Source organism: Microcella pacifica, assembly GCF_009371975.2.
GTDB lineage: Bacteria > Actinomycetota > Actinomycetes > Actinomycetales > Microbacteriaceae > Microcella > Microcella pacifica.
Genome location: NZ_VIKT02000006.1, coordinates 8,422 through 31,341 on the forward strand (window position 1 = coordinate 8,422; position 22,920 = coordinate 31,341).

At 68.9% G+C, this 22,920-nt stretch carries 24 protein-coding genes; 20 read left to right on the top strand and 4 right to left on the bottom strand.

From position 1 onward, the window contains the following. Positions 1-41: 41 nt before the first annotated feature. From pstC to pstB, 3 genes are read left to right on the top strand one after another with little or no spacing between them, the layout of a single operon-like run. On the top strand, positions 42-989 hold the full coding sequence (gene pstC, locus FK219_RS04730; RefSeq protein ID WP_152582245.1) for a phosphate ABC transporter permease subunit PstC: 948 nt from the start codon (positions 42-44) through the stop codon (positions 987-989). Between the two features lie 2 nt (positions 990-991). Then, positions 992-2,077 (top strand): phosphate ABC transporter permease PstA, encoded by a 1,086-nt coding sequence (pstA, locus tag FK219_RS04735; RefSeq protein ID WP_152582246.1) that lies wholly within the window; start codon positions 992-994, stop codon positions 2,075-2,077. Positions 2,078-2,097: 20 nt separating this feature from the next. Further along, positions 2,098-2,877 carry a phosphate ABC transporter ATP-binding protein PstB gene (pstB, locus tag FK219_RS04740; protein ID WP_152582247.1) on the top strand — a complete coding sequence of 260 codons (780 nt, stop codon included), beginning with the start codon at positions 2,098-2,100 and terminating at the stop codon, positions 2,875-2,877. Between the two features lie 54 nt (positions 2,878-2,931). Here pstB and FK219_RS04745 read toward each other — a convergent pair whose 3' ends face one another. Continuing rightward, complete coding sequence (locus tag FK219_RS04745; RefSeq protein ID WP_152582248.1) at positions 2,932-3,618, bottom strand: response regulator transcription factor; 687 nt, start codon at positions 3,616-3,618, stop codon at positions 2,932-2,934. A 50-nt stretch (positions 3,619-3,668) separates the two neighbouring features. Between FK219_RS04745 and FK219_RS04750 the strand changes: the two genes are divergently transcribed. The 4 genes from FK219_RS04750 to FK219_RS04765 all read left to right on the top strand — a co-directional run bounded on the left by FK219_RS04750 (position 3,669) and on the right by FK219_RS04765 (position 6,974). After that, on the top strand, positions 3,669-3,935 hold the full coding sequence (locus FK219_RS04750) for a hypothetical protein (protein WP_152582249.1): 267 nt from the start codon (positions 3,669-3,671) through the stop codon (positions 3,933-3,935). A gap of 170 nt (positions 3,936-4,105) precedes the next feature. Next, positions 4,106-4,702, top strand: a complete 597-nt coding sequence (locus FK219_RS04755) for an FABP family protein (protein WP_152582250.1) — start codon at positions 4,106-4,108, stop codon at positions 4,700-4,702. Between the two features lies 1 nt (position 4,703). Further along, positions 4,704-5,849, top strand: a complete 1,146-nt coding sequence (gene ygfZ / locus FK219_RS04760; protein WP_152582251.1) for a CAF17-like 4Fe-4S cluster assembly/insertion protein YgfZ — start codon at positions 4,704-4,706, stop codon at positions 5,847-5,849. 27 nt (positions 5,850-5,876) lie between these two features. Next, the gene (locus FK219_RS04765; RefSeq protein ID WP_152582252.1) at positions 5,877-6,974 is read left to right on the top strand and encodes an FUSC family protein; all 1,098 of its coding nucleotides are present in this window, start codon (positions 5,877-5,879) and stop codon (positions 6,972-6,974) included. Positions 6,975-6,991: 17 nt separating this feature from the next. Here the strand turns inward: FK219_RS04765 and FK219_RS04770 are convergent, their stop codons facing one another. Next, a complete protein-coding gene (locus FK219_RS04770) occupies positions 6,992-7,714 on the bottom strand; it encodes a methyltransferase domain-containing protein (protein WP_235923767.1) in 723 nt (240 codons plus the stop codon). 97 nt (positions 7,715-7,811) lie between these two features. Between FK219_RS04770 and FK219_RS04775 the strand changes: the two genes are divergently transcribed. Together FK219_RS04775 and FK219_RS04780 are read left to right on the top strand one after the other, a co-directional pair. After that, the gene (locus FK219_RS04775) at positions 7,812-8,555 is read left to right on the top strand and encodes a phosphoglyceromutase (protein WP_152582253.1); all 744 of its coding nucleotides are present in this window, start codon (positions 7,812-7,814) and stop codon (positions 8,553-8,555) included. Between the two features lie 20 nt (positions 8,556-8,575). Further along, on the top strand, positions 8,576-9,049 hold the full coding sequence (locus FK219_RS04780; protein WP_152582254.1) for a hypothetical protein: 474 nt from the start codon (positions 8,576-8,578) through the stop codon (positions 9,047-9,049). Between the two features lie 14 nt (positions 9,050-9,063). Here FK219_RS04780 and phoU read toward each other — a convergent pair whose 3' ends face one another. Continuing rightward, on the bottom strand, positions 9,064-9,717 hold the full coding sequence (gene phoU, locus FK219_RS04785) for a phosphate signaling complex protein PhoU (RefSeq protein WP_152582255.1): 654 nt from the start codon (positions 9,715-9,717) through the stop codon (positions 9,064-9,066). Positions 9,718-9,887: 170 nt separating this feature from the next. On the opposite strand from phoU, the gene FK219_RS04790 reads away from it, so the two are divergent. Beyond that, positions 9,888-11,042, top strand: coding sequence for a sensor histidine kinase (locus FK219_RS04790; RefSeq protein WP_152582256.1), 1,155 nt, complete (start codon positions 9,888-9,890; stop codon positions 11,040-11,042). Continuing rightward, positions 11,039-11,719 (top strand): response regulator transcription factor, encoded by a 681-nt coding sequence (locus FK219_RS04795; protein ID WP_152582257.1) that lies wholly within the window; start codon positions 11,039-11,041, stop codon positions 11,717-11,719. Before FK219_RS04790 ends, FK219_RS04795 begins: the two co-directional genes overlap by 4 nt. Before the next feature lie 20 nt (positions 11,720-11,739). On the opposite strand, the gene FK219_RS04800 is transcribed toward FK219_RS04795, so the two are convergent. Beyond that, positions 11,740-12,234, bottom strand: a complete 495-nt coding sequence (locus FK219_RS04800; protein ID WP_152582258.1) for a hypothetical protein — start codon at positions 12,232-12,234, stop codon at positions 11,740-11,742. A 201-nt stretch (positions 12,235-12,435) separates the two neighbouring features. Here FK219_RS04800 and FK219_RS04805 point away from each other — a divergent pair, with 201 nt between their 5' ends. From FK219_RS04805 to FK219_RS04845, 9 genes are all read left to right on the top strand, one after another. After that, positions 12,436-12,918 carry a CarD family transcriptional regulator gene (locus tag FK219_RS04805; RefSeq protein ID WP_152582259.1) on the top strand — a complete coding sequence of 161 codons (483 nt, stop codon included), beginning with the start codon at positions 12,436-12,438 and terminating at the stop codon, positions 12,916-12,918. A gap of 70 nt (positions 12,919-12,988) precedes the next feature. Beyond that, entirely contained in the window at positions 12,989-14,155 is a 1,167-nt protein-coding gene (gene ispD, locus FK219_RS04810; protein ID WP_152582260.1) for a 2-C-methyl-D-erythritol 4-phosphate cytidylyltransferase, read from the top strand. A gap of 112 nt (positions 14,156-14,267) precedes the next feature. Further along, a complete protein-coding gene (gene cysS / locus FK219_RS04815; protein WP_152582261.1) occupies positions 14,268-15,674 on the top strand; it encodes a cysteine--tRNA ligase in 1,407 nt (468 codons plus the stop codon). After that, positions 15,667-16,659: a 23S rRNA (guanosine(2251)-2'-O)-methyltransferase RlmB gene (gene rlmB / locus FK219_RS04820; RefSeq protein WP_152582262.1), complete on the top strand. Its 993-nt coding sequence runs from the start codon at positions 15,667-15,669 to the stop codon at positions 16,657-16,659. The genes cysS and rlmB overlap by 8 nt, the downstream gene beginning before the upstream one ends. 76 nt (positions 16,660-16,735) lie before the next feature. Continuing rightward, on the top strand, positions 16,736-17,776 hold the full coding sequence (locus FK219_RS04825) for a ketopantoate reductase family protein (protein WP_152582263.1): 1,041 nt from the start codon (positions 16,736-16,738) through the stop codon (positions 17,774-17,776). Positions 17,777-17,859: 83 nt separating this feature from the next. After that, a complete protein-coding gene (locus FK219_RS04830; protein WP_152582264.1) occupies positions 17,860-18,756 on the top strand; it encodes a cupin domain-containing protein in 897 nt (298 codons plus the stop codon). Beyond that, positions 18,753-19,460: an SDR family NAD(P)-dependent oxidoreductase gene (locus FK219_RS04835; protein WP_152582265.1), complete on the top strand. Its 708-nt coding sequence runs from the start codon at positions 18,753-18,755 to the stop codon at positions 19,458-19,460. Before FK219_RS04830 ends, FK219_RS04835 begins: the two co-directional genes overlap by 4 nt. A 104-nt stretch (positions 19,461-19,564) precedes the next feature. Beyond that, complete coding sequence (locus FK219_RS04840) at positions 19,565-21,001, top strand: amidohydrolase family protein (protein ID WP_152582266.1); 1,437 nt, start codon at positions 19,565-19,567, stop codon at positions 20,999-21,001. Between the two features lie 721 nt (positions 21,002-21,722). Further along, entirely contained in the window at positions 21,723-22,775 is a 1,053-nt protein-coding gene (locus tag FK219_RS04845; protein WP_165638056.1) for a zinc-dependent alcohol dehydrogenase, read from the top strand. Positions 22,776-22,920 lie beyond the last annotated feature (145 nt).

The following is a 22,920-nucleotide window of genomic DNA, read 5'->3' on the forward strand; positions in this document are numbered from 1 at the left end:
GACGACCGCGAATCCGCGCCGGAGCCGAGGAGACAGCCCCCATGACATCGCCTGAGATCATTCGCCCCAAGGCGAAGCAGCGGCCTGGCGACCGGGTCTTCTCCGCGAGCGCCCTCATCTCGGGCAGTCTCATCCTCGCGATCCTCGCCGCCGTAGCCGGCTTCCTCATGCTGCAGGGCATCCCGGGCATGTTCGCCGACCCGGAGTCGGTATCGATCTATACAGAGGGCGAGAACTTCGTAGAGTTCGTCGTTCCCCTGATCTTCGGAACCCTGTGGGCGGCGGCGCTCGCGCTCGTCATGGCTCTGCCGCTTGCTATTGGCATCGCGCTGTTCATCTCGCACTACGCGCCTCGCCGCCTGGCCCAGGGCCTCGGCTACATCATCGATCTTCTGGCCGCCGTCCCCTCGGTGGTCTTCGGTCTGTGGGGCGCGAACGTGCTGGCAGGCGCGATTCAGCCGAGCTTCGTCTGGCTGGAAGAAAACCTCGGGTGGATCCCGCTGTTCGCCGGTCCCGTATCAGGGACCGGGCGCACGATGCTCACCGCGGCCATCGTGCTCGCCGTCATGATCCTTCCCATCATCACCGCGATCTCGCGGGAGGTGTTCCTGCAGACCCCTCCGCTCTACGAGGAGGCGGCCCTCGCGCTCGGTGCGACCCGCTGGGAGATGATCCGCACCGTTGTTCTTCCCTTCGGACGGCCCGGTGTCATCGCCGGTGCGATGCTCGGCCTCGGGCGAGCGCTCGGTGAGACGATGGCGGTGGCGATGGTGCTCTCAGGCAGCGGGGTCATCGTGTTCGACCTCATCGGGTCCGTCAACCCCCTGACGATCGCCGCGAACGTCGCTCTCAGATTCCCGGAGGCGTACGGCATCAACGTCAATGTGCTCATCGCCACCGGGCTCATCCTCTTCGCGATCACCCTCGTGGTGAATTCCATCGCGCGCTACATCGTCAACCGCCGCAAAGACTTCTCGGGAGCCAACTGATCATGGTCAGCACAGTCAGCCCGCCTCAGGCTGCGGTCAACCCCCTGACCGCTGGTCGGTTGCCCGCCGCCGCTCCCTGGGGCATCCTCGCGGGGAGCCTTCTCGCCTCTACTGCCGTGTTCGCCCTGCTCCAGGTCGGCTCAGGCGAAGAAGACTTCAACATCGTAGGTGCGGTGTTCTTCGGGGTCGTCGGCTACGTGCTTCTCGTCTATATCGTGTCGCGACTCATCGAAGGCTCGCGTCGCGCCAAGGATCGGTTCGTCACGGCCCTCGTCGGTCTGGCCTTCGTCGTGGCGATGCTGCCTCTCATCTCCCTCGTGTTCACGGTGGTCGCTCAAGGCAGCGGGCGCATTGACCTCGACTTCTTCACGCTGTCGTTGCGCAACGTGCTCGGCGAGGGCGGAGGAGCCGCGCACGCGATCATCGGCACGCTGCTCATGACCGGCGTGGCGACCCTGATCTCTGTGCCGATCGGTCTGCTCACCTCGATCTATCTCGTGGAGTACGGGCGCGGCCGTCTCGCCCAGGCGATCACGTTCCTCGTCGACGTCATGACGGGCATCCCCTCCATCGTCGCCGGTCTGTTCGCCTTCGCGCTCTTCGAGCTCATCCTGGGCCCTGGCACGCGCGTGGGGCTATCAGGCGCTGCCGCCCTGACGGTCCTCATGCTTCCCGTCGTCGTGCGCTCGAGCGAAGACATACTGCGACTGGTTCCCAACGAATTGCGCGAGGCGTCCTACGCCCTTGGCGTACCCAAGTGGCTCACCATTCTCAAGGTCGTCATCCCGACCGCGATAGCCGGCATCGCGACAGGCGTCATGCTCTCCATCGCCCGGGTCATCGGCGAGACTGCGCCCCTGCTCATCGCGGCCGGTTTCTCCAACAACTTCAACTTCGATCTCACCGAAGGGCGCATGCAGAGCCTTCCGGTGTACGTCTACTACTCGTACATCAGCCAGGGCACAGACTTCCAGCCCTACATCGACCGCGCGTGGGCGGGCGCCCTCACGCTCATCGCGATCGTCATGATCCTCAACCTGGCAGCGCGACTCGTCGCCCGCATCTTCGCCCCCAAGCTCGGCCGATAATCGTAAGGAACGCACCCACCGTGTCAAAGCGCATTGAAGTCAATGATCTCGACGTCTACTACAGCAAGTTCAAGGCCGTCGAGGGTGTCAACCTCGTCATCGAGCCTCGCAGCGTCACCGCGCTCATCGGCCCTTCCGGGTGCGGCAAGTCGACGTTCATCCGCACACTGAACCGCATGCACGAGGTCATCCCCGGCGCATGGGTGGACGGAGAGGTGCTCGTCGACGGCAACAACCTGTACGGCCCCGGGGTCGACCCCGTACGTGTGCGCCGTCAGGTGGGCATGGTCTTCCAACGGCCCAATCCCTTCCCGACCATGTCGATCCGAGACAACGTTCTCGCGGGTGTGAAGCTCAACAACCAGCGCATCTCGAAGTCCGACGCCGACGAGCTCGTCGAGAAGTCGCTCAAGGGGGCCAACCTGTGGAACGAGGTCAAGGACCGCCTTGACCGTCCCGGCAACGGTCTCTCGGGTGGACAGCAGCAGCGTCTGTGCATCGCCCGCGCGATCGCCGTAGAGCCCGAGGTCATCCTCATGGACGAGCCCTGTTCGGCGCTCGACCCCATCTCGACCCTGGCGATCGAAGACCTCATCGAGGAGCTCAAGCAGGACTACACGATCGTCATCGTGACGCACAACATGCAGCAGGCCAGCCGAGTGAGCGACCGCACGGCATTCTTCAACATCGCCGGTACCGGCAAGCCGGGCAAGCTCATCGAGGTCGACGACACCGCGACCATCTTCTCGAACCCCAGCATCAAGGACACCGAGGACTACGTCTCGGGCAAGTTCGGATAGTCGCACTGCGTGCAGCGTGTGGGCACGCTTGCACGAACGTGACCACGTTGACGATCAGGTGGATACCGTCTGCTGCTCGGTGTCATCCTCGTGAACAGTGAAGCGGTAGCCGACGTTGCGCACCGTGCCGATGAGCGACTCCATGTCGCCGAGCTTGGCGCGCAGGCGCCGCACGTGCACGTCGACCGTGCGGGTGCCGCCGAAGTAGTCGTAGCCCCACACCTCGCTCAGCAGCTGCTCGCGGGTGAAGACGCGGCTCGGGTGGGTGGCGAAGAAGCGCAGCAGCTCGAACTCCTTGAACGTGAGGTCGAGCGTGCGGCCGTGCACCTTCGCCGAGTAGCTCGCCTCGTCGATGACGACGCCCGATGCGCGGATCATGGAGGTCTCTGGGCCGATCGCCTGGCGACCGATGACGAGCCGGAGCCGGGCATCCACCTCGGCGGGCCCCGCCGTGTCGAGGATGACGTCGTCGACGCCCCACTCCGCGTTGATCGCCGTGAGACCGCCCTCGGTGAGCACGACGATGAGGGGCGAGCCGGCGCCCGTCGTCGTGAGGATCTTGCACAGCGACTTCGCGGCGGCCAGATCGGTGCGCGCGTCGACGATCACGGCGTCGGCGGCGGGCGCTCCGACGAGAGCGGCCGGCTCAGCGGGGATCTGGCGAACCCGGTGGCTGAGCAGACCGAGCGCGGGGAGAACGTCGGCGTTCACCTGCGAGGTCAGGATGAGCAGCTGCGCCATGTGTCCTCCACGGTGTCCCCGCCAGTCTACAAGCGGCCTACCATGGGGTCATGACCCGCACTCTGGCGACGGCGATCCCCGTGTGGATCGCGGTCGTCGTGGCGGTCGTGCTCGCCGCGACTCTCCTGCCGGACGACCGCTGGGGGGATGCCCTGCCCGCGATCGCCGGTGGCGCACTGCTCGTCACCTTTGCGGTGCAGGTGAGCCTGCAGCTCAAGGAGGGCTTCGTCACCCGGCTGCTCGTCACGACGAGCGGTATCGTGCTGATCCTCGCCGCCGCCACGGGGCTTCTGCTCATCATCGCGGGCGTAGACTAGGGCCATGCTGCTCGCCCTCGAAATCTTCTTCCTCGGCCTCCTCGGGTTGGCGACCCTCGCGATCGGGTTCGTCTCCGTCGTCGTGCTCGTCAACCTGTACCGCGGCCAGCGCTGAGCGGCGCTCCGCGCCCTCCGCGACCGCGTACCCTCGACCGTCTGCTCGTGACATCGTGATCTCACTCGACTCCGACCTCCCCGCCGAGCTCGCTCCCCTCGCCTGGCTCCTGGGCCTGTGGGAGGGCACGGGCGTCGTGCACTACGTCGATGGCGACCAGTTGCGCGAGCACGAGTTCGGCCAGCGCGTGAGCTTCAGCCACGACGGCCTGGGGTACCTCAACTACTCCTCGCAGACCTGGCTGCTCGACGAGGCGAACACGCCCCTCAACGCCGAGGCCGGCTACTGGCGGCTGCACCGGCCCGCGCAACCGGGCGACCCTGGCCCGGGAATGCTGCCCGGCGACGGCGCGCGGCCCTTCGCCACCGCGGACGAGGTCGAGGCCCTGCGCACCGCGGACGGCTTCTTCGACGTCGAGGTCGCGATCATCCACCCGGGCGGCGTGAGCGAGCTCTACCTGGGGCGCGCGCAGCCGGCTCGCATCGACCTGCAGACCGACGCCGTCATGCGCTCGGCGAGCGCGAAGGACTACAGCGCGGCGACGCGCCTCTACGGCCTCGTCGAGGGCCGCCTGCTGTGGGCGTGGGACATCGCCGCGCTCGGCAACGACCTGCGCACGCACGCCTCCGGCACGCTCAACCGTCAGGAATGACATGATCTCCCCCTTCCTCACCCTTCCCGGCGCCGTCGCCGATTCTTCAGGGAGCGTCGCGGCCCACTACGGCGAGCCGGTCGCTGAGCAGAGGATGCTCGCCGCGGGCCGCGCGATCGTCGACCTCTCCGACCGCGGCGTCGTGACCGTCACGGGGGAGGACCGGCTCCGCTGGCTCGACTCCCTCACCTCGCAGTCGATCGCGCACCTCGCACCGGGGTCGAGCGCCGAGACCCTGCTGCTCGACCCGCAGGGCCGGCTCGAGCACAGCATGCGTCTCGTCGACGACGGCACCACGACGTGGCTGCTCCTCGACGGCGAGCAGGCCGCGCCCCTCGCCGCGTGGCTCGACCGTATGCGCTTCATGATGCAGGTCGAGGTCGCCGACGTCTCCGCCGAGTGGGCGACGCTCGGGCAGCTGAGCGGCGCTGACGTCGACGGTGCGGGTGGTGCCCTGCTCGTGAGCGCTGCCGCCCCGCACGACGTGCCCCTCGTGTGGCGCGACCCGTGGACGGCCGTGCAGGAGGGCGGGTGGCAATACGCGGCGTCGGCGGAGCATCCGGGAGGGGCGTTCCCCGCCGCAGAGATTCTCGTCGCGCGCGATGAGCTCTCGATGCTCGCCGACCGGGCTCGCGCCGACGAGTTCGCCGTCGCCGGCACCCTCGCGCTCGAGGCCCTGCGCATCGCCGCATGGCGGCCGCGTCAGGCGACCGAGGCCGACGAGCGCACGATCCCGCACGAGCTCGACTGGATGCGCTCGGCCGTGCACCTCGCCAAGGGCTGCTACCGCGGGCAGGAGACCGTCGCGAAGGTGCACAACCTCGGGCACCCGCCGCGCCGCCTCGTGCTGCTGCACCTCGACGGCTCGGCCGGCGTGCTGCCGGGCGAAGGCTCGATCGTGCTGAACGGCGACAAGGAGGTGGGCACCGTGACCTCGAGCGCCCGCCACCACGAGCTCGGGCCGATCGGCCTCGCCGTCGTCAAGCGCACACTCGACCCGCAGGCGCCGCTCGTCGTGCGCGTTGATGAGGAGGGCGAGTCGCCCGCCGAGCTCGTCGCCGCCGCGCAGGAGGTCATCGTGCCCGTCGAGGCCGGCGCGACCGCGGGGGTGCCCCGCATGCCGCGGCTCGGCGCCGTGCAGCGCTAGCGGGCGAGGCCGACGACCATGGCCGGCATGCCCGACCCGCTGCGCCGGCTCGAGCGGAGCATCCGCCGCAGGCTGGGTCTGCGCGCCGCGGGGCAGCGGGTCGTGCGGTCCCTGTCGGGCATCGCGCAGATCGTCGTCGCCGCGACGACGGCGTACCTCATCGCCCGCTTCGGTCTCGGGCACGAGGTGCCCGTCGTCGCCGTGACCGTCACGATCATCGCGCTCGGTCTCGCACGCGACGCCCGCCCGCGCCGCGTGCTCGAGACCGTCATCGGCATCAACATCGGCATCATCGTCTCTGCCCTCATCGTCGCGGGCATCGGCCGCGGCATCGGGCAGCTCGCGCTCATCCTCGCCGCCACGCTCATCGTCGCGCGGGCGGTCTCGCCCTCCGCCCCGTTCGCGATCGCCGCCGCCGTGCAGTCGATGCTCGTCGCCCTGCTGCCCGACCCCGAGACGGGAGTGTTCGCCCGCAGCCTCGATGGGCTCATCGGCGGGGCCATGGCGCTCGCCGCGACCGCGCTCATTCCCCGGCTCGACGTCGTGCGGGTGCGAGACGAGGCGCGCGCGCTGTTCTCCGTGCTCGACCAGTCCCTCGAGGGGCTCGTCGCCGCGCTGCGCCACGGTGATGAGCCCGCCGCCGACCTCGCGCTCGCGAGATCCCGGCGCACCCAGCGACTCATCGACGAGTGGGAGCGCAGCTTCGAGAGCGCTCGAGCGGTCGCCGACGTGAGCCCGTGGCTGCGCCGCCACCGCGCGCGACTGCGCGATGAGGCGCAGCTGCTCGAGACCGCCGACCTCGTCACGCGGCACGTGCGAGCGCTCGCCCGCCGTATCGACGTGCTCGTGCGCGACCATGGGGAGCGCCGCGCCCTCGCCGACGTCGTCGAGCGCGCCGCCGAGGTCGTTCGGCTGCTTGGCCGCAGCCACCACGAGCCCGCGGCGCGCTACGCCCTGCGCGCGGTCGCCGCCGAGCTCGCGGGGCGTCTCGCCCCCGACCGCATCGAGGGTGCGAGCGTGGCCGACCAGGTGGTCATCGTGCTGCTGCGGCCGCTCGCGTTCGACGTGCTTCTGGCCGCCGGGATGCCCGCCGAGGAGGCGCGCGCGACCCTGCCGCCCCTCTGACCGACCGCTTGGCGGCCCTACGACAGAGGGGCGACGGCGGCCCAGTCGACGGTGAGCTCGCCGAGCCGCCACCGCACCTCGGTGTCGCGCACGGGCCAGCCCGCCGCGCGGAGGCCTCGCACCGTCGCCACCCAGCGCTGGCGGGCCGAGAAGGCTCCCAGGGCGGCGTGGTGTGCCCAGTGCGCGTCGAGATCCCGCAGCAGCGCGTGCACGCTCTCGCCGGGCACGTTGCGGTGGATGAGCGCCTTCGGCAGCCGTTGCGCCACGATCGAGGGGCGCTCGAGGCTCGGGAGGTGCAGCGAGATCGTGAAGGTGCGCGGCCCCTCCGGGTCGAGACCCACCCAGCTGGCGACGCGGCCGACCTCGTTGCTCGTGCCCTCGAGCAGCAGCCCGTCGGGCTGCAGGCGCTCTCGCATGAGCCGCCAGGCGCCCTCGCCCTCGTGCTCGTCGTACTGACGCAGCACATTCGCCGCGCGGATGACGGCGGGCCGCCGCCCGCCGTCGAGCGGCACGTCGAACCCGCCGACGGCGAAGTCGAGCCCCTCGCGCACGTGCGGCGCAGCCAGCCGCACCCGTACCGGATCGATCTCGAGACCCGTCACCCGAGCATCCGGTCGCACCTCGCGCAGGCGCGAGAACAGCTCGATCGTGGTCCAGGCGGAGGCGCCGAAGCCGAGGTCGACGACGAGCGGGTCGGTCGTACGGCGCAGCGCGGGGTGCGCGGCGATCCAGCGATCCATGCGACGCAGGCGATTCGTGCCCGTCGTCCCGCGCGTCACGCGCCCCTGCACCGTGCCCCTATTCAACTCGGTCGAGGGGCCTCGGTAGGCTGGAGGCATGACTCACACGCTCATCCTGCTACGCCACGGCCACTCCGTCTGGAACGAGAAGAACATCTTCACCGGCTGGGTCGACGTCGAACTGACCGAGCAGGGCAGGCAGGAGGCACGGCGGGCGGGAGAGCTCATCAGGGAGTCGGGGCTCGCGCCTCGCATCCTCTACACGTCCCTGCTCAAGCGTGCGATCCACACCGCCAATATCGCCCTCGAGACCGCCGACCTCGACTGGCTGCCCGTCAAGCGCAGCTGGCGCCTCAACGAGCGCCACTACGGTGCGCTGCAGGGCCTCAACAAGGCCGAGACCCTCGAGAAGCACGGCGAGGAGCTCTTCATGACCTGGCGACGCAGTTTCGACACTCCGCCGCCGGTGCTCGACGACGACGCCGAGTACAGCCAGGTGCACGACCCGCGCTACGTGGGCATCGACGGCGAGGTGCCGCGCACCGAGAGCCTCAAGCTCGTCATCGACCGCATGCTGCCCTACTGGCAGAGCGACATCACCCAGGACCTCGCCGCGGGTCACACGGTGCTCGTCACGGCGCACGGCAACTCTCTACGGGCGCTCGTGAAGCACCTTGACGGCATCGGCGACGATGACATCGCGGGTCTCAACATTCCGACCGGCATTCCGCTCGTGTACGAGCTCGGCGACGACTTCATGCCCGTGAAGCCGGCGGAGTACCTCGACCCCGAGGCGGCCGCGGCCGGCGCCGCCGCCGTCGCGAGCCAGGGCAAGAAGTAGGCGGCGAGCAGGCCGCGCCCGTGCTGCGCTTCGCCGTTGTCGCCTTCCTCGACGAGGTCGCCCTCGAGGCCGAGTTTGAGCCGGATGCCCTGCCCCTGCACGTGAGCCTCTTCGGGGCCGCGAGCAGCGAGGCGGACCCGGATCAGATCGTCGCCGCAGTCGAGGCCGCCTACGCGAGCTACGGGCCCTTCGAGGCGACCGGGGGCGACGACGAGGTCATCGGCGCGGACCAGATCGAGGTCACGCTGCTTGACGACGCCGAGGAGCTCATCGAGGCGCATCTGACGCTCGTGCTCCTGCTGCGCGAGCTCGGGGTGCGCGTCGACGACCCGTCGATCGTGGCCGGGGCCTATCAGCCTCACGCGCCCGTGGGGGCCGAGGAGCGTCTCGACCGCGGGGAGCGCCTGGAGCTGCGTGCGATCGCCGTGCTCGACCTCGCCCCCGACGGGGACGACGGACGCGTGGTCGTGCTCGACCAGTTCCCGCTCATCTAGACGGAAAGGGAACGCTAGACCTCGGTCGGTACCCAGTCGCCCGTGGCGAGGTACTGCACCTTCTTGGCGATCGAGACGGCGTGGTCGGCGAAGCGCTCGTGGTAGCGGCTCGCGAGGGTCGCATCGACGGTGTCGACGGCCTCGCCCTTCCACTTCTCGCCGAGCACCTTATCGAAGACGCTCAGGTGCAGGGAGTCGACCTTGTCGTCCTCGTTGCGGATCGCCTCAGCGATCGTGACGTCCTCGGTCTTGAGAAGCTCGACGAGCATCCGCGCCATGACGACGTCGAGTGCACCCATGTCCTTGAAGGTGCCGCGCAGGCTCTTGGGCACGACCTTGTCGGGGAACCGGTACCGCGCGAGCTGCGCGATGTGCTCCGACATGTCTCCCATGCGCTCGAGCGAGGCACTGATGCGCAGCGCGCTCACGACGATGCGAAGGTCGCGGGCGACCGGCTGCTGCCGGGCGAGGATGTTGATGGCGAGCTCGTCGAGCTCGGCGCAGGCCGCGTCGATCTTGGCGTCATCGGCGATGACGGTCTCGGCGAGCTCCACGTTCGACTCGTTGAACGCGCGCGTCGCGTTGTCGATGGACACCGCGACCAGTCCGGAGATCTCGACGAGGCGCTCCTGCACCTCCTGCAACTCCTGCTGGAACACTTCGCGCATGGGGCACACATCCTTACTTCTTCGAGTCGTACGGCCCAACGGGCGGACCGACCTACAGTGTCGCCGTCGGATGAACGACCGGTGACGTCGGTGTGAACACTGCGGCGCCTGGCCTCACCGGGCCGCCCGATCGTGATCTCCGTGCGATGACTGTCACTAATCTAGTCCTCATGGACTCGGCACTGCTCGTGCCCCTCGCCCTCGCCATCGGTGCGATCGTCGGGGGCGGGGCTGTCGCGATCGTCGTGAGCGCCGCCCGGCGCGGTCGCGTGGCGGCGGAGGTCACATCCTCGTCGGTTCCGGATGGCGTCGATCAGGTGATCGACGCACTTGAATCGGCCGCCGTCGTCCTCGACCCGAGCAACAATGTCGTCACGGCCTCACCGGGGGCGTACGCCCTCGGTCTCGTGTGGCACCGCAGCCTCGCACAGCCGACGCTCGTGAGCATCGTCGACGACGTGCGCCGCACGGGCGAGCCGGTCACCCAGGAGCTCGAGATCAGCAGAGGGCCACTCGGCGATGTCTCGCTGCACCTCGTCGTGCGCGTCGCCCGTCTCGGCTCGCGCTTCATCCTGCTCATCGCCGACGACCGCACCGAGTCGTATCGCCTCGACGCCGTACGACGCGACTTCGTGGCGAACATCTCCCACGAGCTCAAGACGCCCATCGGCGCCGTGGGGCTTCTCGCCGAGGCGCTCGAGCAGGCCTCGGACGACCCCGACCAGGTGCGCGCCTTCGCGCAGCGCCTGACCACCGAGGCCAACCGTCTCGCGTCGATGACGCAGGAGATCATCGAGCTCTCGCGGCTGCAGGCGATCGACGTGCTCGACACGGCCGAGGAGGTGAAGGTCGATGATGTGGTGCAGGCCGCGATCGACAAGAACCGCGTCGCCGCTGACAGCCTCGGCATCACCCTCGTCGGCGGCGGTGAGAAGCGCTTGCGCGTCTGGGGAGATGAGGCGATGCTCGTGACCGCCGTCCACAATCTCATCGCGAACGCCATCCAGTACTCCGTGCCACCCTCCCGGGTCGGCATCGGGGTCAGCGGCACGGAGGACACGATCGAGATCGCTGTGACCGATCAGGGCATCGGCATACCCGATGACGAGCTCGATCGCGTCTTCGAACGCTTCTTCCGCGTCGACCAGGCGCGGTCGCGCTCCACCGGCGGCACGGGCCTGGGCCTCAGCATCGTCAAGCACGTCGTGCAGAATCACGGCGGCGAGATTCGCGTCTGGTCCCAGCCGGGCCGTGGCTCGACCTTCACCATCAGGCTGCCTCGCGTCCTCGAGGCGGCACCCACTCGATCGAAAGCGCGCACATGACCCGCATCCTCATCGTTGAAGACGAGCCCTCGCTGAGCGAGCCGCTCGCCTACCTTCTCGGCCGGGAGGGCTACGAGCCGACGGTCGTCGAGGACGGCCTCGCGGCGATCACCGAGTTCGATCGCGCGGGGGCCGACCTCGTGCTGCTCGATCTCATGCTGCCCGGGCTCTCGGGTACCGAGGTGTGCCGCGAGCTGCGACAGCGCTCGAGCGTGCCCATCATCATGCTCACCGCGAAGGACAGCGAGGTCGACATCGTCGTGGGTCTCGAGCTCGGTGCCGACGACTACGTGACGAAGCCGTACTCGACTCGGGAACTGCTGGCGCGCATCCGGGCCGTCCTGCGCCGCCAGGTCGAGGACGACGGCCTCGCCGACAGTGCGCTCGAGGCCAACGGCGTGCGCATGGATGTCGATCGGCACCAGGTGACCGTCGACGGCCGCGAGATCGCGATGCCGCTCAAGGAGTTCGAGCTGCTCGAGCTGCTGCTGCGCAACGCGGGCCGCGTGCTCACGCGGGGTCAGCTCATCGACCGCGTCTGGGGAGCCGACTACTTCGGCGACACCAAGACGCTCGACGTGCACGTCAAGCGGATCCGCTCGAAGATCGAGAAGGACCCCTCGAACCCGCGGCTCCTCGTGACGGTGCGCGGCCTCGGGTACCGCTTCGAGGGCTAGCCGCAGCGCCCCGGAGGCGGCTACTCCTCGTCGGGCACGACGACGAACTCGGGGGCGTACTCGTCGTACTCCTCGAGGTCACCACGAAGGGTCGGCACGAGCAGCTCGCTCACCGACCCCGTGTTCGTACTGAAGTACAGCGGTACGAGCCCGCCGATGACGGTGTCGAGACCGGTGACGAGGAGGGACGGCTGGTCGGGCCCGCCGACCGAGGTGAGCCCGGAGGCCTCGGCGAAGATCGACTCGGTGACGCGCTCGCCGTCGACGAACCACTGCACCTCGACCCGCCGCACGCTGTCGGTCGGGTTGAACACCGTCATGACGAGGTTGAGCGCATCGGGATCCTCGCCGATGAGCATCGCGTTGTACACGGAGAGCTCGCCGAACTCGGTGCTCACGCCGTCGCTCGGGTCGTAGTCCTTCTGCGTGGCGATCTCGGCCGAGAACGTGCACGCGGTCGTGCCGAGCATGAGTGCGGCGGCGAGTGCGGTAGCTGCTGCCCAGCGGTTCTTCACGTGCGTAGCCTCCCGTGGCCGTCGTCTCGGCGGTCGCTGCGCGGGCGGGAGTCGCCCGCGAGAGCGCGACCGACCTCCAGTCTAGCGAGGCCGGGACGGTCGCGGTGCCGCCCGGCGGGAGCGCTCGGGCGGGGTCGACCGGCCCGGGAATCTGAGAAATGCCTGTGGTAGAATCGATGTTCTGCGGAAGGACCACCATCCATGATTTTTCAGGTCGGCGAGACGGTCGTGTACCCCCATCACGGGGCGGCGACGATCATCGAAGTAAAGAACCGAACCATCAGGGGTGAAGAGAAGCTCTACCTCAAGCTCAACGTCACACAGGGTGACCTGACCATCGAGGTGCCGGCGGAGAACGTCGATCTCGTGGGCGTGCGCGACGTCATCGGTCAGGACGGCCTCGACAAGGTCTTCGAGGTGCTGCGGGCTCCCTTCACCGAAGAGCCGACCAACTGGTCGCGCCGCTACAAGGCCAACCTCGAGAAGCTCGCTTCGGGCGATGTCATCAAGGTCTCCGAGGTCGTGCGCGATCTCTGGCGCCGTGACCAGGATCGCGGGCTGAGCGCGGGCGAGAAGCGCATGCTTGCCAAGGCTCGCCAGATCCTCATCTCGGAGCTCGCCCTCGCCGAGAAGACCGACGAAGAGAAGGCCTCGAGCACTCTCGACGAGGTTCTCGCCTCCTGATCCGCCGTTGCCGACGGTCGACGCCCACTCGGCGGCGGCGTCAGCATCGGTGTCGGATACGCTCGGTCGCATGAGCGCGCCCACCCTCGCCGTCGTCGTCGTCGCCGCCGGCAGCGGCACCCGGCTCGGGCACGCCGAACCGAAGGCGTTCGTGCCGCTCGCCGGCCGTAGCCTCCTTGAGCATGCCCTCGAACGCATCTTCACGCTGGCCGAGCCCGCTCACCTCGTCGTCGTCGCCCCGCTCAGTCACCGTGACGAGGCCGACCGCATTGCCCGACGCGTCGCCGGTCACGCCTCCGAGCACGTCACGATCGTCGTCGGCGGGGCCACCCGTCAGGAGTCCGTCGCCGCCGGCATCGCGGCCGTGCCCGACGCGGTCGACGTCGTGCTCATCCACGACGCCGCGCGCGCCCTCACCCCGACCGACGTCTTCGAGCGGGTCGTCGAGCGCGTCCGGGCCGACGGCGTCGGCGTGATCCCAGCCCTGCCCGTCATCGACACGATCGCGCGCACCACCCCCGACGGGCGCGTGCGCGACCAGGTCGACCGTTCCGAGCTCGCCACCATCCAGACGCCCCAGGGCTTCCCGCTCGAGGCCTACCGCGCCGCGGCCGCCATCGCGAGCCCCGGGCACACCGACGACGCCTCCGTGTACGCCGCGGCCGGGCATCCCGTTGTCACCGTCGCGGGGGACGACGCCGCCTTCAAGGTGACCACGCCGTGGGACCTGCGGCGGGCCGAGCTGCTGCTGGCGCGCGCCCGCCCCGCCATCCGCACCGGCATCGGCGTCGACGTGCACGCCTACGACGACTCCCAGCCGCTGTGGCTCGGCGGGCTCTACTGGCCCGACGAAGCAGGCCTCGCCGGGCACAGCGACGGCGACGCGATCGCGCACGCCGTCTGCGACGCGCTGCTGTCGGCGGCCGGGCTGGGCGACATCGGGTCGCGCTTCGGCGTCGACGACCCCCGATTCGCGGATGCTCGTGGTGCAGTCTTCCTGACCGCCGCACTCGAGCTCGTGCGCGACGCAGGGTTCGACGTCGTCAACGTCGCCGTGCAGGTGATCGCCGCACGGCCCCGTTTCGCGGCACGACGGCACGAGGTCGAAGCGCTCCTCTCCCGCCTGCTCGGCGCTCCCGTGAGCGTTGCCGCGACCACCTCCGACGGGCTCGGCTTCACCGGCCGCCGCGAAGGACTGACCGCGGTCGCGACTGCGCTGCTACACGGCGTCTCCTAACGCGCCGCCGCTCCTGCGGCGCGTGCGGCTCCGCCCGCCGAGCGCGGTCGCCGGGCTGCGCCGTGCTCCTGACCGCGCCGCTGCCTCCGCACGCGCCGTTAGGCTGGGGCGCGTGAGCATCCGCCTGTACGACAGCCTTCAGCAGGCCGTCGTCGACTTCGTGCCCCGAGTGCCCGGGCACGTGGGCATCTACGTCTGCGGGCCCACCGTGCAGTCGTCGCCGCACATCGGCCACGTGCGCAGCGCCCTCGTCTACGATCTCTGGCGGCGCTGGTTCACCCACCGGGGGCTGCAGGTGACGTTCATCAGGAACGTCACCGACATCGACGACAAGATTCTCGACGCCTCGGAGGGCGAGGAGTGGTACGCGCTGGCCTACCGCGTCGAGCTCGAGTTCACCGAGGCGTACCAGGCGCTGGGGCTCCTCGCGCCGACCTACGAGCCGCGGGCGACCGCGAGCATCGTCCCCATGCAGAACCTCATCGCGCGCCTCGTCGAGACCGGCCACGCCTACCCGGCCGAGGACGGCAGCGGCGACGTCTACTTCGACGTGCGCAGCTGGTCGCGCTACGGCGAGCTCACCCGGCAGAAGCCCGACGACATGGAGCACGCCGAGGACGCGCCGGCGCGCGCCAAGCGCGACCCCCGCGACTTCGCCCTGTGGAAGGGCGCCAAGCCCCACGAGCCCGTGAGCGCCCACTGGGAGTCGCCGTGGGGCGCCGGCCGCCCCGGCTGGCACATCGAGTGCTCGGCGATGGCCGCGCGCTACCTGGGCGAGGCATTCGACATCCACGGCGGCGGGCTCGACCTGCGCTTCCCCCACCACGAGAACGAGCTCGCGCAGTCCTCGGCGGCGGGTCATGACTTCGCGCGGCACTGGGTGCACAACGGGCTCGTGACGATCGGCGGCCAGAAGATGTCGAAGTCGCTCGGCAACTCGGTGTTCGCGCGCGACCTGCTCGCCACAGCGCGCCCCGCTGTCGTGCGCTACTGGCTCGGCTCGGCCCACTACCGCTCGACCATCGACTACCACGAGGGGGCGCTCGTCGAGGCCGAGGCGGCGCTGGACCGCATCGAGTCCTTCCTCGCGCGCGCGGAGCGTCGGGTGGCCGGAACCCGATTCGCGGATGCTCCGCTCACGGTGCCCGAGGACTTCGCCGCGGCGCTCGACGACGACCTCGCGATGCCGCAGGCCCTCGCCGTGCTGCACGAGACGGTGCGCACCGGCAATGCCGCGCTCGACGCAGACGACGTCGCCGCGGTCGCGACGGCGGCGGGAGCCGCGCGGGCGATGGTCGCCGTGCTCGGGCTCGACGCCCCCGGCGACCGTGTCGCCGACGATGCGGACCCTGCGCGACGTGCCCTGAGCATCCTCGTCGATCGCCTCATCGTGGAGCGGCGCTCAGCGCGCGAATCGCGTGATTGGACGACCGCCGATCGTATTCGTGACGACCTTGCCGCGGCGGGGATCGTGCTCGAGGATTCACCGACGGCAACAGACTGGAGTATCGATGGCTAAGCCGCAGCGCCCCGGCGCACGCAAGGGCAAGAAGGGCGCGACCGTCGGGTCGGGCGGCCAAGGCCGTCAGGCCCTCGAGGGCCGTGGCCCCACCCCGAAGGCGGAGGACCGCACGTGGCACCCGGCCGGCAAGCGCAAGGCCGCGCAGGAGCGCCTGGCCGCGGCGAAGTCGCGCTCGGGCGGCGGCGGAGACGGGGGAGGGCAGCGGCAGAAGCGGCGGCCGGCGAAGGGCAGCGACGCGGCGGAGGTCGTGAGCGGTCGCAACTCGGTGCTCGAGGCCCTGCGCGCGAAGGTGCCCGCGACAGCCTTGTACGTCGCGGCGCGCGTCGAGATGGACGATCGAGTGCGCGAGTCGCTCTCGCTCGCCACGAAGCGCGGCATCGCCGTGCTCGAGATCATGCGCCCCGAGCTCGACCGCATGACGGGCGACAATTCCGTGAACCAGGGCATCGCGATCTCGGTGCCGGCGTACGAGTACGCGCACCCGCTCGATCTCGTCTCGCGCGCGACGGACCGCGGCGAGGTGCCGCTCATCGTCGCGCTCGACGGCGTGACCGACCCGCGCAACCTCGGTGCGATCATCCGCTCGACGGCAGCGTTCGGCGGCCACGGCGTCGTCGTTCCTCAGCGTCGCTCCGCGGGCGTGACGGCGGCGGCGTGGAAGACGTCGGCCGGTGCCGCCGCGCGCACGCCCGTCGCGATGGCACCCAACCTCACCCAGACCCTCAAGTCGCTCAAGGCCGAGGGGCTCTTCATCCTCGGCCTCGACGGCGGCGGCGACATGTCGTTGCCGCAGCTCGAGCTGGCCGATCAGCCGATCGTCATCGTCGTCGGCAGCGAGGGCAAAGGGCTCTCGCGCATCGTGAGCGAGACGTGCGACGCGATCGTGTCGATTCCGATCTCCGCGGCGACCGAGTCGCTCAACGCGGGCATCGCGGCGAGTGTCACGCTGTACGAGGTCGCGCGGAGGCGCTCCGCCGGTTAGGTGTGCTCTCGCGCCAAATACGGGCGCCGTGTACGATCGCAACGTTCATCTCTACTGAACGCCGAGGGAGTGCGCAATGAAGCTCGATGACCTGAGGATCGCCGTCGTCGGCACGGGAGCGGTCGGCGGATCGGTCGCCGCGGATCTTGTGCGGGCGGGGCTGGATGCGACCCTCATCGACCAGTGGCCCGATCATGTCGCGGCCATGAATGCTCACGGTCTGACAGTTCACCTGCCCACGGAGACTCAGGTCACCCCCGTGCGGGCCCTGCACGTGTGCCAGGTCGCCGAGGTGCGGGAGCCCTTCGACATCGTGCTCACCGCCGTCAAGTCGTACGACACGCGCTGGGTCGCCGAGCTCATGAGGCCGCTCCTGACGCCCGACTCCGTCTTCGTGGGGCTGCAGAACGGCATGACGATCGACGACTGCGCCGAGATCGTGGGATCCGAGCGCACGATCGGGTGCGTGCTCGGCATCGCGGCGAACATGCGCGAGCCCGGGGTCATCACGCGCCAGGTCGCCCCGGCCGACACGTGGTTCTCCGTCGGCACGCTCGACGGCCAGCCCACGGAACGCCTCGACCAGGTAGCGGCCGTGCTCGCGCACGCGGCGGTCACGGAGGTGACCGACGACATCCGTTCGGCCAAGTGGATGAAGCTCATCGCCAACATCCCGGAGATGCTGCCCTCGGGCCTGCTCGGCGTCCCCCTTCTCGAGGCGGCGCACATGCCCGGCATCCGGCCGGTCATGGATGCGATGTCGCGCGAGGCCTACGCTCTCGCGATCGACCTCGGCATCACGATGCTGCCGAGCCTCGGCATCGCCGCACAGGATGTTCCCGACTCGGACCAGTACTCCCTCGACCTGCTCGATCGCGTGCTCTCGCACTTCTCGAAGCCCGATACGCGCGTGGCAGTGCTGCAGGACTGGGAGAAGGGCCGCCGAGCCGAGCTCGACGCCTTCAGCGGGTACGTCGTCGCGACGAGCGCGGCCCGCGGTGAGCGAGCGCCGGTCAACGAGGCGGTGCTGAGGCTCGCGCAGCGCGTGGAGCAGGGTGAGCTCGTGCCGTCGCCGGAGAACGCCCCGCAGCTCATCGCCGCCCTGTACGCCGCTTGACAGAAGGCCCACTATCGCTTTGACTCTGTTCATCTGTGCTGAACGGATCGTCCGCTCACGCTGATGGATCAGAGGAGTCAATGATGACGGATCGCTACGTCGTGCGCACGGTCGCCGACGCCGATTACCGAGACCCCGGCGCGCTCGCGCCCGACTCGAGCGGCTACGCCCGCTGGCGCGCGGTCGGGTTCGAGGACGGCGCCGCTCACACCGATTTCGGGATGTCCCGTCTCGAGCCCGGCGGAGAGATCCCGACCCACGTCCACTCCTTCGAGGAGTCGTTCCACCTCGTCGAGGGCGAGGTCATCCTCGTGACGCCCGAGGCGACGGTTCACCTCGTCGCCGGCGACTACGGCGTCATTCCGCTTGGCGTTCCGCACTCCTGGCAGTCCATCGGCGACGCGACAGCCGTGTGGAGCGACATCTACTCGCCCCCGCCGCGCGAGCAGCACGGCTACGACACCTACCGCGTGGCCGACGTCGCGCCGGCGGAGCCCGTGACGGTCGACCCGCGCGATCCGCGCACTCGATCCTTCGGCGCGATCACGACCGAGCAGATGAACCCGGGCAGGCAGTCGCAGGAGCTGCTGGCGCAGTCGGCGAGCATGCGCACCGCGCTGCTCGTGTACAGCGGCATCTCGCTCAAGATGATGGTCGACAGCGATCTCGGCTCGGTGCTGCACACGATGTTCATGGTGCAGTACGAACCCGACGGCGTCGCCGGCCCTCACGATCACCCGCTCGAAGAGGCCTACCTCATCCTCGATGGCGAGGTCGATGCGACGTTCGACGGCCACGAGGTGCGCATGAAGCCCGGCGACATCGCATGGGCCGGCGTCGGCTGCGTGCACTCCTTCCGAGCGGTCGGCGAGCCCGTGCGCTGGCTCGAGACGCAGTCGCCGCAGATGCCGGCTCGGCATGCCTATCGGTTCGCCCGCGACTGGAACTACCTGACGGAGAAGCTCGAGGAGGAGCAGTGACCCAGCGCACCGTCGTCGTCGTCGGCGGAACATCCGGAATCGGTCTCGAGATCGCCAAGGAGGTCGTCGGTCGGGGCGACCGCGTGATCCTCACGGGGCGCGAGCAGAGTCGGGCGGAAGAGATCGCCCGGTCGATCGGCGACGGAGCGACGGGCATCGCCGTCGACATCTCCGAACCCGAGACGATCGCGTCGAGCCTCGCCGTCGTCGGCGAGGTGCACGGACTCGTGCTCGCTGCAATCGAGCGCGACGCGAACACGGTGCGCGAGTACGACGTTGCTCGTGCTCGTCGACTCGTGACCCTCAAGCTCGTCGGCTACACCGAGACTGTCCATGCCCTGCTCGACCGGCTCGAGCCCAGCGTCGCCACGGGCGTCGTGCTGTTCGGCGGGCGCGCCAAAGACGCCCCGTACCCGGGGTCGACGACCGTCGCAACCATCAACGGCGGCGTGGAGGGCCTCGTGCACTCGATGGCGCTTGAGCTCGCGCCCATGCGGGTCAACGGCCTCCACCCCGGGATCATCGGCGACAGTCCCTTTTGGGCTGACAAGCCTGCCGCGGTGCTCGAGGGCTACGAGTCGCGCACGCCGGGCGGCCAGCTTGCGACGATGGCCGACATCGTGGGAGCGACGATGTTCTTGCTCGACAACCACGGAGTCTCAGGCACGAGCCTCAACGTGGACCGCGGGTGGCGGCTGACCTAGGCATTGATCTGCCACTGGATATATCCATGCGCATGGACTTACTATTCCAGTAGAGCTGCACACAGACGTGCACCCCAATTGAATTGCTCAATGAGGAGGAACTCATGACCGACGCCACTCTCCACGCCGAAGATTTCGCGGTCGGCCGGCCGGTCGTCTTCCGCAACGCGACGGTAATCACTGTGGACAGCGCAGGCGTGCTGGAGGACGCGGACGTACTGATCACGAATGACACCATCGCTGGCGTTGGCCACCAGCTCGATGTTCCCGAGGGCACGCTCGAGGTCGACGCGCGGGGCGGGATCCTCATGCCCGGCATGATCGACACCCACCGGCACATGTGGCAGACGGCGCTGCGCGGGTATGGCGGCGACTGGGCGCTCAGCCAGTACTTCGTCTTCTACTACCTCACGTGGGGTCACGTCTTCCGCGCGGAGGACATCGCGGCGGGCAACCAGCTCAGCGCGCTTGAGTCGATCGACGAAGGTGTCACGACGACCGTCGATTGGTCGCACGCCCTGCGCACGCCGGAGTACGCCGATGCGGCCGTGGACGCGTTGCGGAGCATCCCGGGTCGATTCGTTCTCGCCTACGGCAACTACCTCGGCGCCCCGTGGGAGTGGATGAACGAGCCGGGCTTCCAGTCGTGGGTGAAGAACTTCAGGGCCGACGACATGATGGGCCTGCAGGTGGCCTTCGACGTGAACTCGGGCCCCGACTTTCACGAGAAAGCTGCGTTCGAGGCCGCGCGCGACCTGGGTCTGCGGGTCACGACGCACGCGGGAGTCTGGGGCGTCAACGGCGACCCGAACATCGACTACATGTACGAGAACGGCTTCATGGACGACACCGTGACCTACGTGCACGCGAGTTCGCTCGGGCCCGACAGCTATCACAAGATCGCCGCAACCGGCGGCACGATCTCGATCTCGACCGAGAGCGAGCAGAGCGCCGGCCAGGGCTACCCCTCTGCCTGGGTCGCCAAGAAGTACGGCATCACCGCATCGTTGTCGATGGATACGAGCGTGTGGTGGAGTGCCGACTTCTTCTCGGCCATGCGCGCCACGCTCAGTTCGTTCCGCTCGCGGGACCACCTCGAGGCCCAGTCGCAGGGGGAGACCGTCAACGTGAACCGCATGAAGGCGGAGGACGCGGTGTGGCAGGCGACCATGGGCGGGGCTCACACCCTCGGGATGGCCGACAAGCTCGGGTCGATCACGGTCGGCAAGAAGTCTGACCTCGTCCTGCTCAAGAACGATGAGTCACCGGCCATGACGCCGATCCTCAACCCTTACGCTCACGTCGTGTACCAGGCGGGCACCGCCGACGTGCACACCGTCGTCGTGAACGGGAAGGTCGTCAAGTACGACGGCGAGCGCATCGGTCTGCCCCTGAAGCCCGTTGCTGATCGGGTCGCGGCGTCGGTCGAACATGTGCGGGGCGAGTTGGGCGAGGAGGCCTGGGCCGAGTGGATGAACCCCGCACTGCCCGAGGACGAGCCCATCGCGAACCCCTACACCTACCTCGACGACGATAAGTAGCGCGACGAGAGATCGAGGGTGGAGGGACGCTTGCTTTTCGGGGGCTTCGCTCCGCTGCGCCTTCCGCCAGTCGTGCCAGATCGTCGTTGTCGTGTGCGGAAGCACGAACCCCGCATAGAACGGGTCCAGGAAAACCTCGACGATCATGTCTGGGTGGTGCAGATCATCCTCGCTGAGTCCGAAGATCGGCAAAGCCCGATAGCCCAGTGCAAGACCAACGGCGAGCGCCTCGTTGCCGGCGCGAATCATGAGATCGCGCATGCCGGGACTATCCATCGCTGCCAACATGGGCAGCCCCAATGCCGCGGTCGAGACGAGCGTCGAGCCACCCACGCCGTGTCGCACAACTTCACCAGCATCAGGACGAGATCGAAAGGCGCCCGAAGCGCAGCGATGTCGTAGAGGTCGAGCATCCTGACGGTGGTCACTGTCTGGTGATCGGGCATGACGACCCGCAGCCCGTCCTCGCGCCCGATACCTGAGCGGGCCACTGCTCGACAAAGGTGACGTCGAGGCCCGCGCGCACCAGGTCGGAACTGGTGCCAGCACCGTTGGCGCCCGCACCGAGGATTGCAATGCACAAGAATTCGGCTATGCCACCGGACTGCACATGTCGTACAGTCTTGCGAAACACGTCTGCCGCGTCGGTCGTCAGGAGCCCCTTTATGCGGAGGGGAGGAGCGGTCGACCCGGCGGAACCCGAGCATGAGGGGCGATGAGGATGCGGTCACTGGTCTACTACGGCACCGAGGACCTTCGGCTCGTCGACTCACGGATTCCCGAGCCCGGCCCGGGAGAGGTGCGCGTAGCTGTGGCAGCGTGCGGTGTCTGCGGCAGCGATGCCGCTGAACTGGACCATGGCCCGGTCCTCACCCGCCCGCCCGTGATCCTCGGCCATGAGTTCGTGGGCGTCGTCGATGCCGTCGGGGAGGGCGTTGATGACTTCTCTGAGGGTGCGCGGGTGGTGTGTGGGGCGGGGGTGTCGTGCGGTGAATGCGAGCCTTGCGGGCGAGGTCGCACAAATCTGTGCGACAGCTATCGCACGGCAGGACTGACCATAGATGGTGGACTCGCCGAGTATGTGGTCGTCCCCCGCGAGATTCTGCACGACGTATCGGAATCGACACTGACTCTCGACACGCTGGCCCTGACCCAGCCCATGGCGATCGCCGTGCACGCTGCGCGTCAAGGGGCCGTCGGCGCAGATGATGTCGTCGCCATCGTCGGAGCGGGTGGCATCGGTACATTCCTCACCGCCGTCGCAGTGCAGTGGGCGCGGCGGGTCATCGTCCTCGATATCGATGACGACCGGCTCGAGCTCGCGCGCAGGTTGGGCGCCCAGGCGACCTTCAATCCAGCGCGCGGTGACGCAGGTGCACTCGTCGACGAACTCCGATCTCGGATCGATACGGTGTTCGAGGTCAGCGGCACCGCGTCCGGGTTCGCCACGGCACTGTCGCTACTGAGGCGCGGTGGCACCCTGGTGCCGGTCGGCATCCAGCGCAGCGACATTGCCGCACCCCTGGGAGAGTGGACCGTTCGCGAGATTTCGGTCGTGGGAACCAATGCGCTGGTGTTCGCAGAAGATATTCCCGACGCGGTGCGTCTGCTCGAAGCGTCCAGCCTGTGGGACATGGTGGCGCCGGAGGTGATCACTCTGGAGCAGACCGTGGCGGAGGGACTGGACCCTTTGCGTCGTGGGACGTCGAGCAGGATCAAGACCCTTGTGGACCCCGCGGCGCGGCGCCCTCGCCGCGCTGTGCACTCTGGGTGATTTTCTCGCGCGGCCCTCAGGCGCAGGAGGCTCATCTGGCGCGATAAATGCACCTTCATTGTACATAGTGGTAAGCCACACTTGACACGTGTTCATCGTGCTTCTACTCTGACTCCAGCACACCCCGCGACGAGGCGCTGACGGC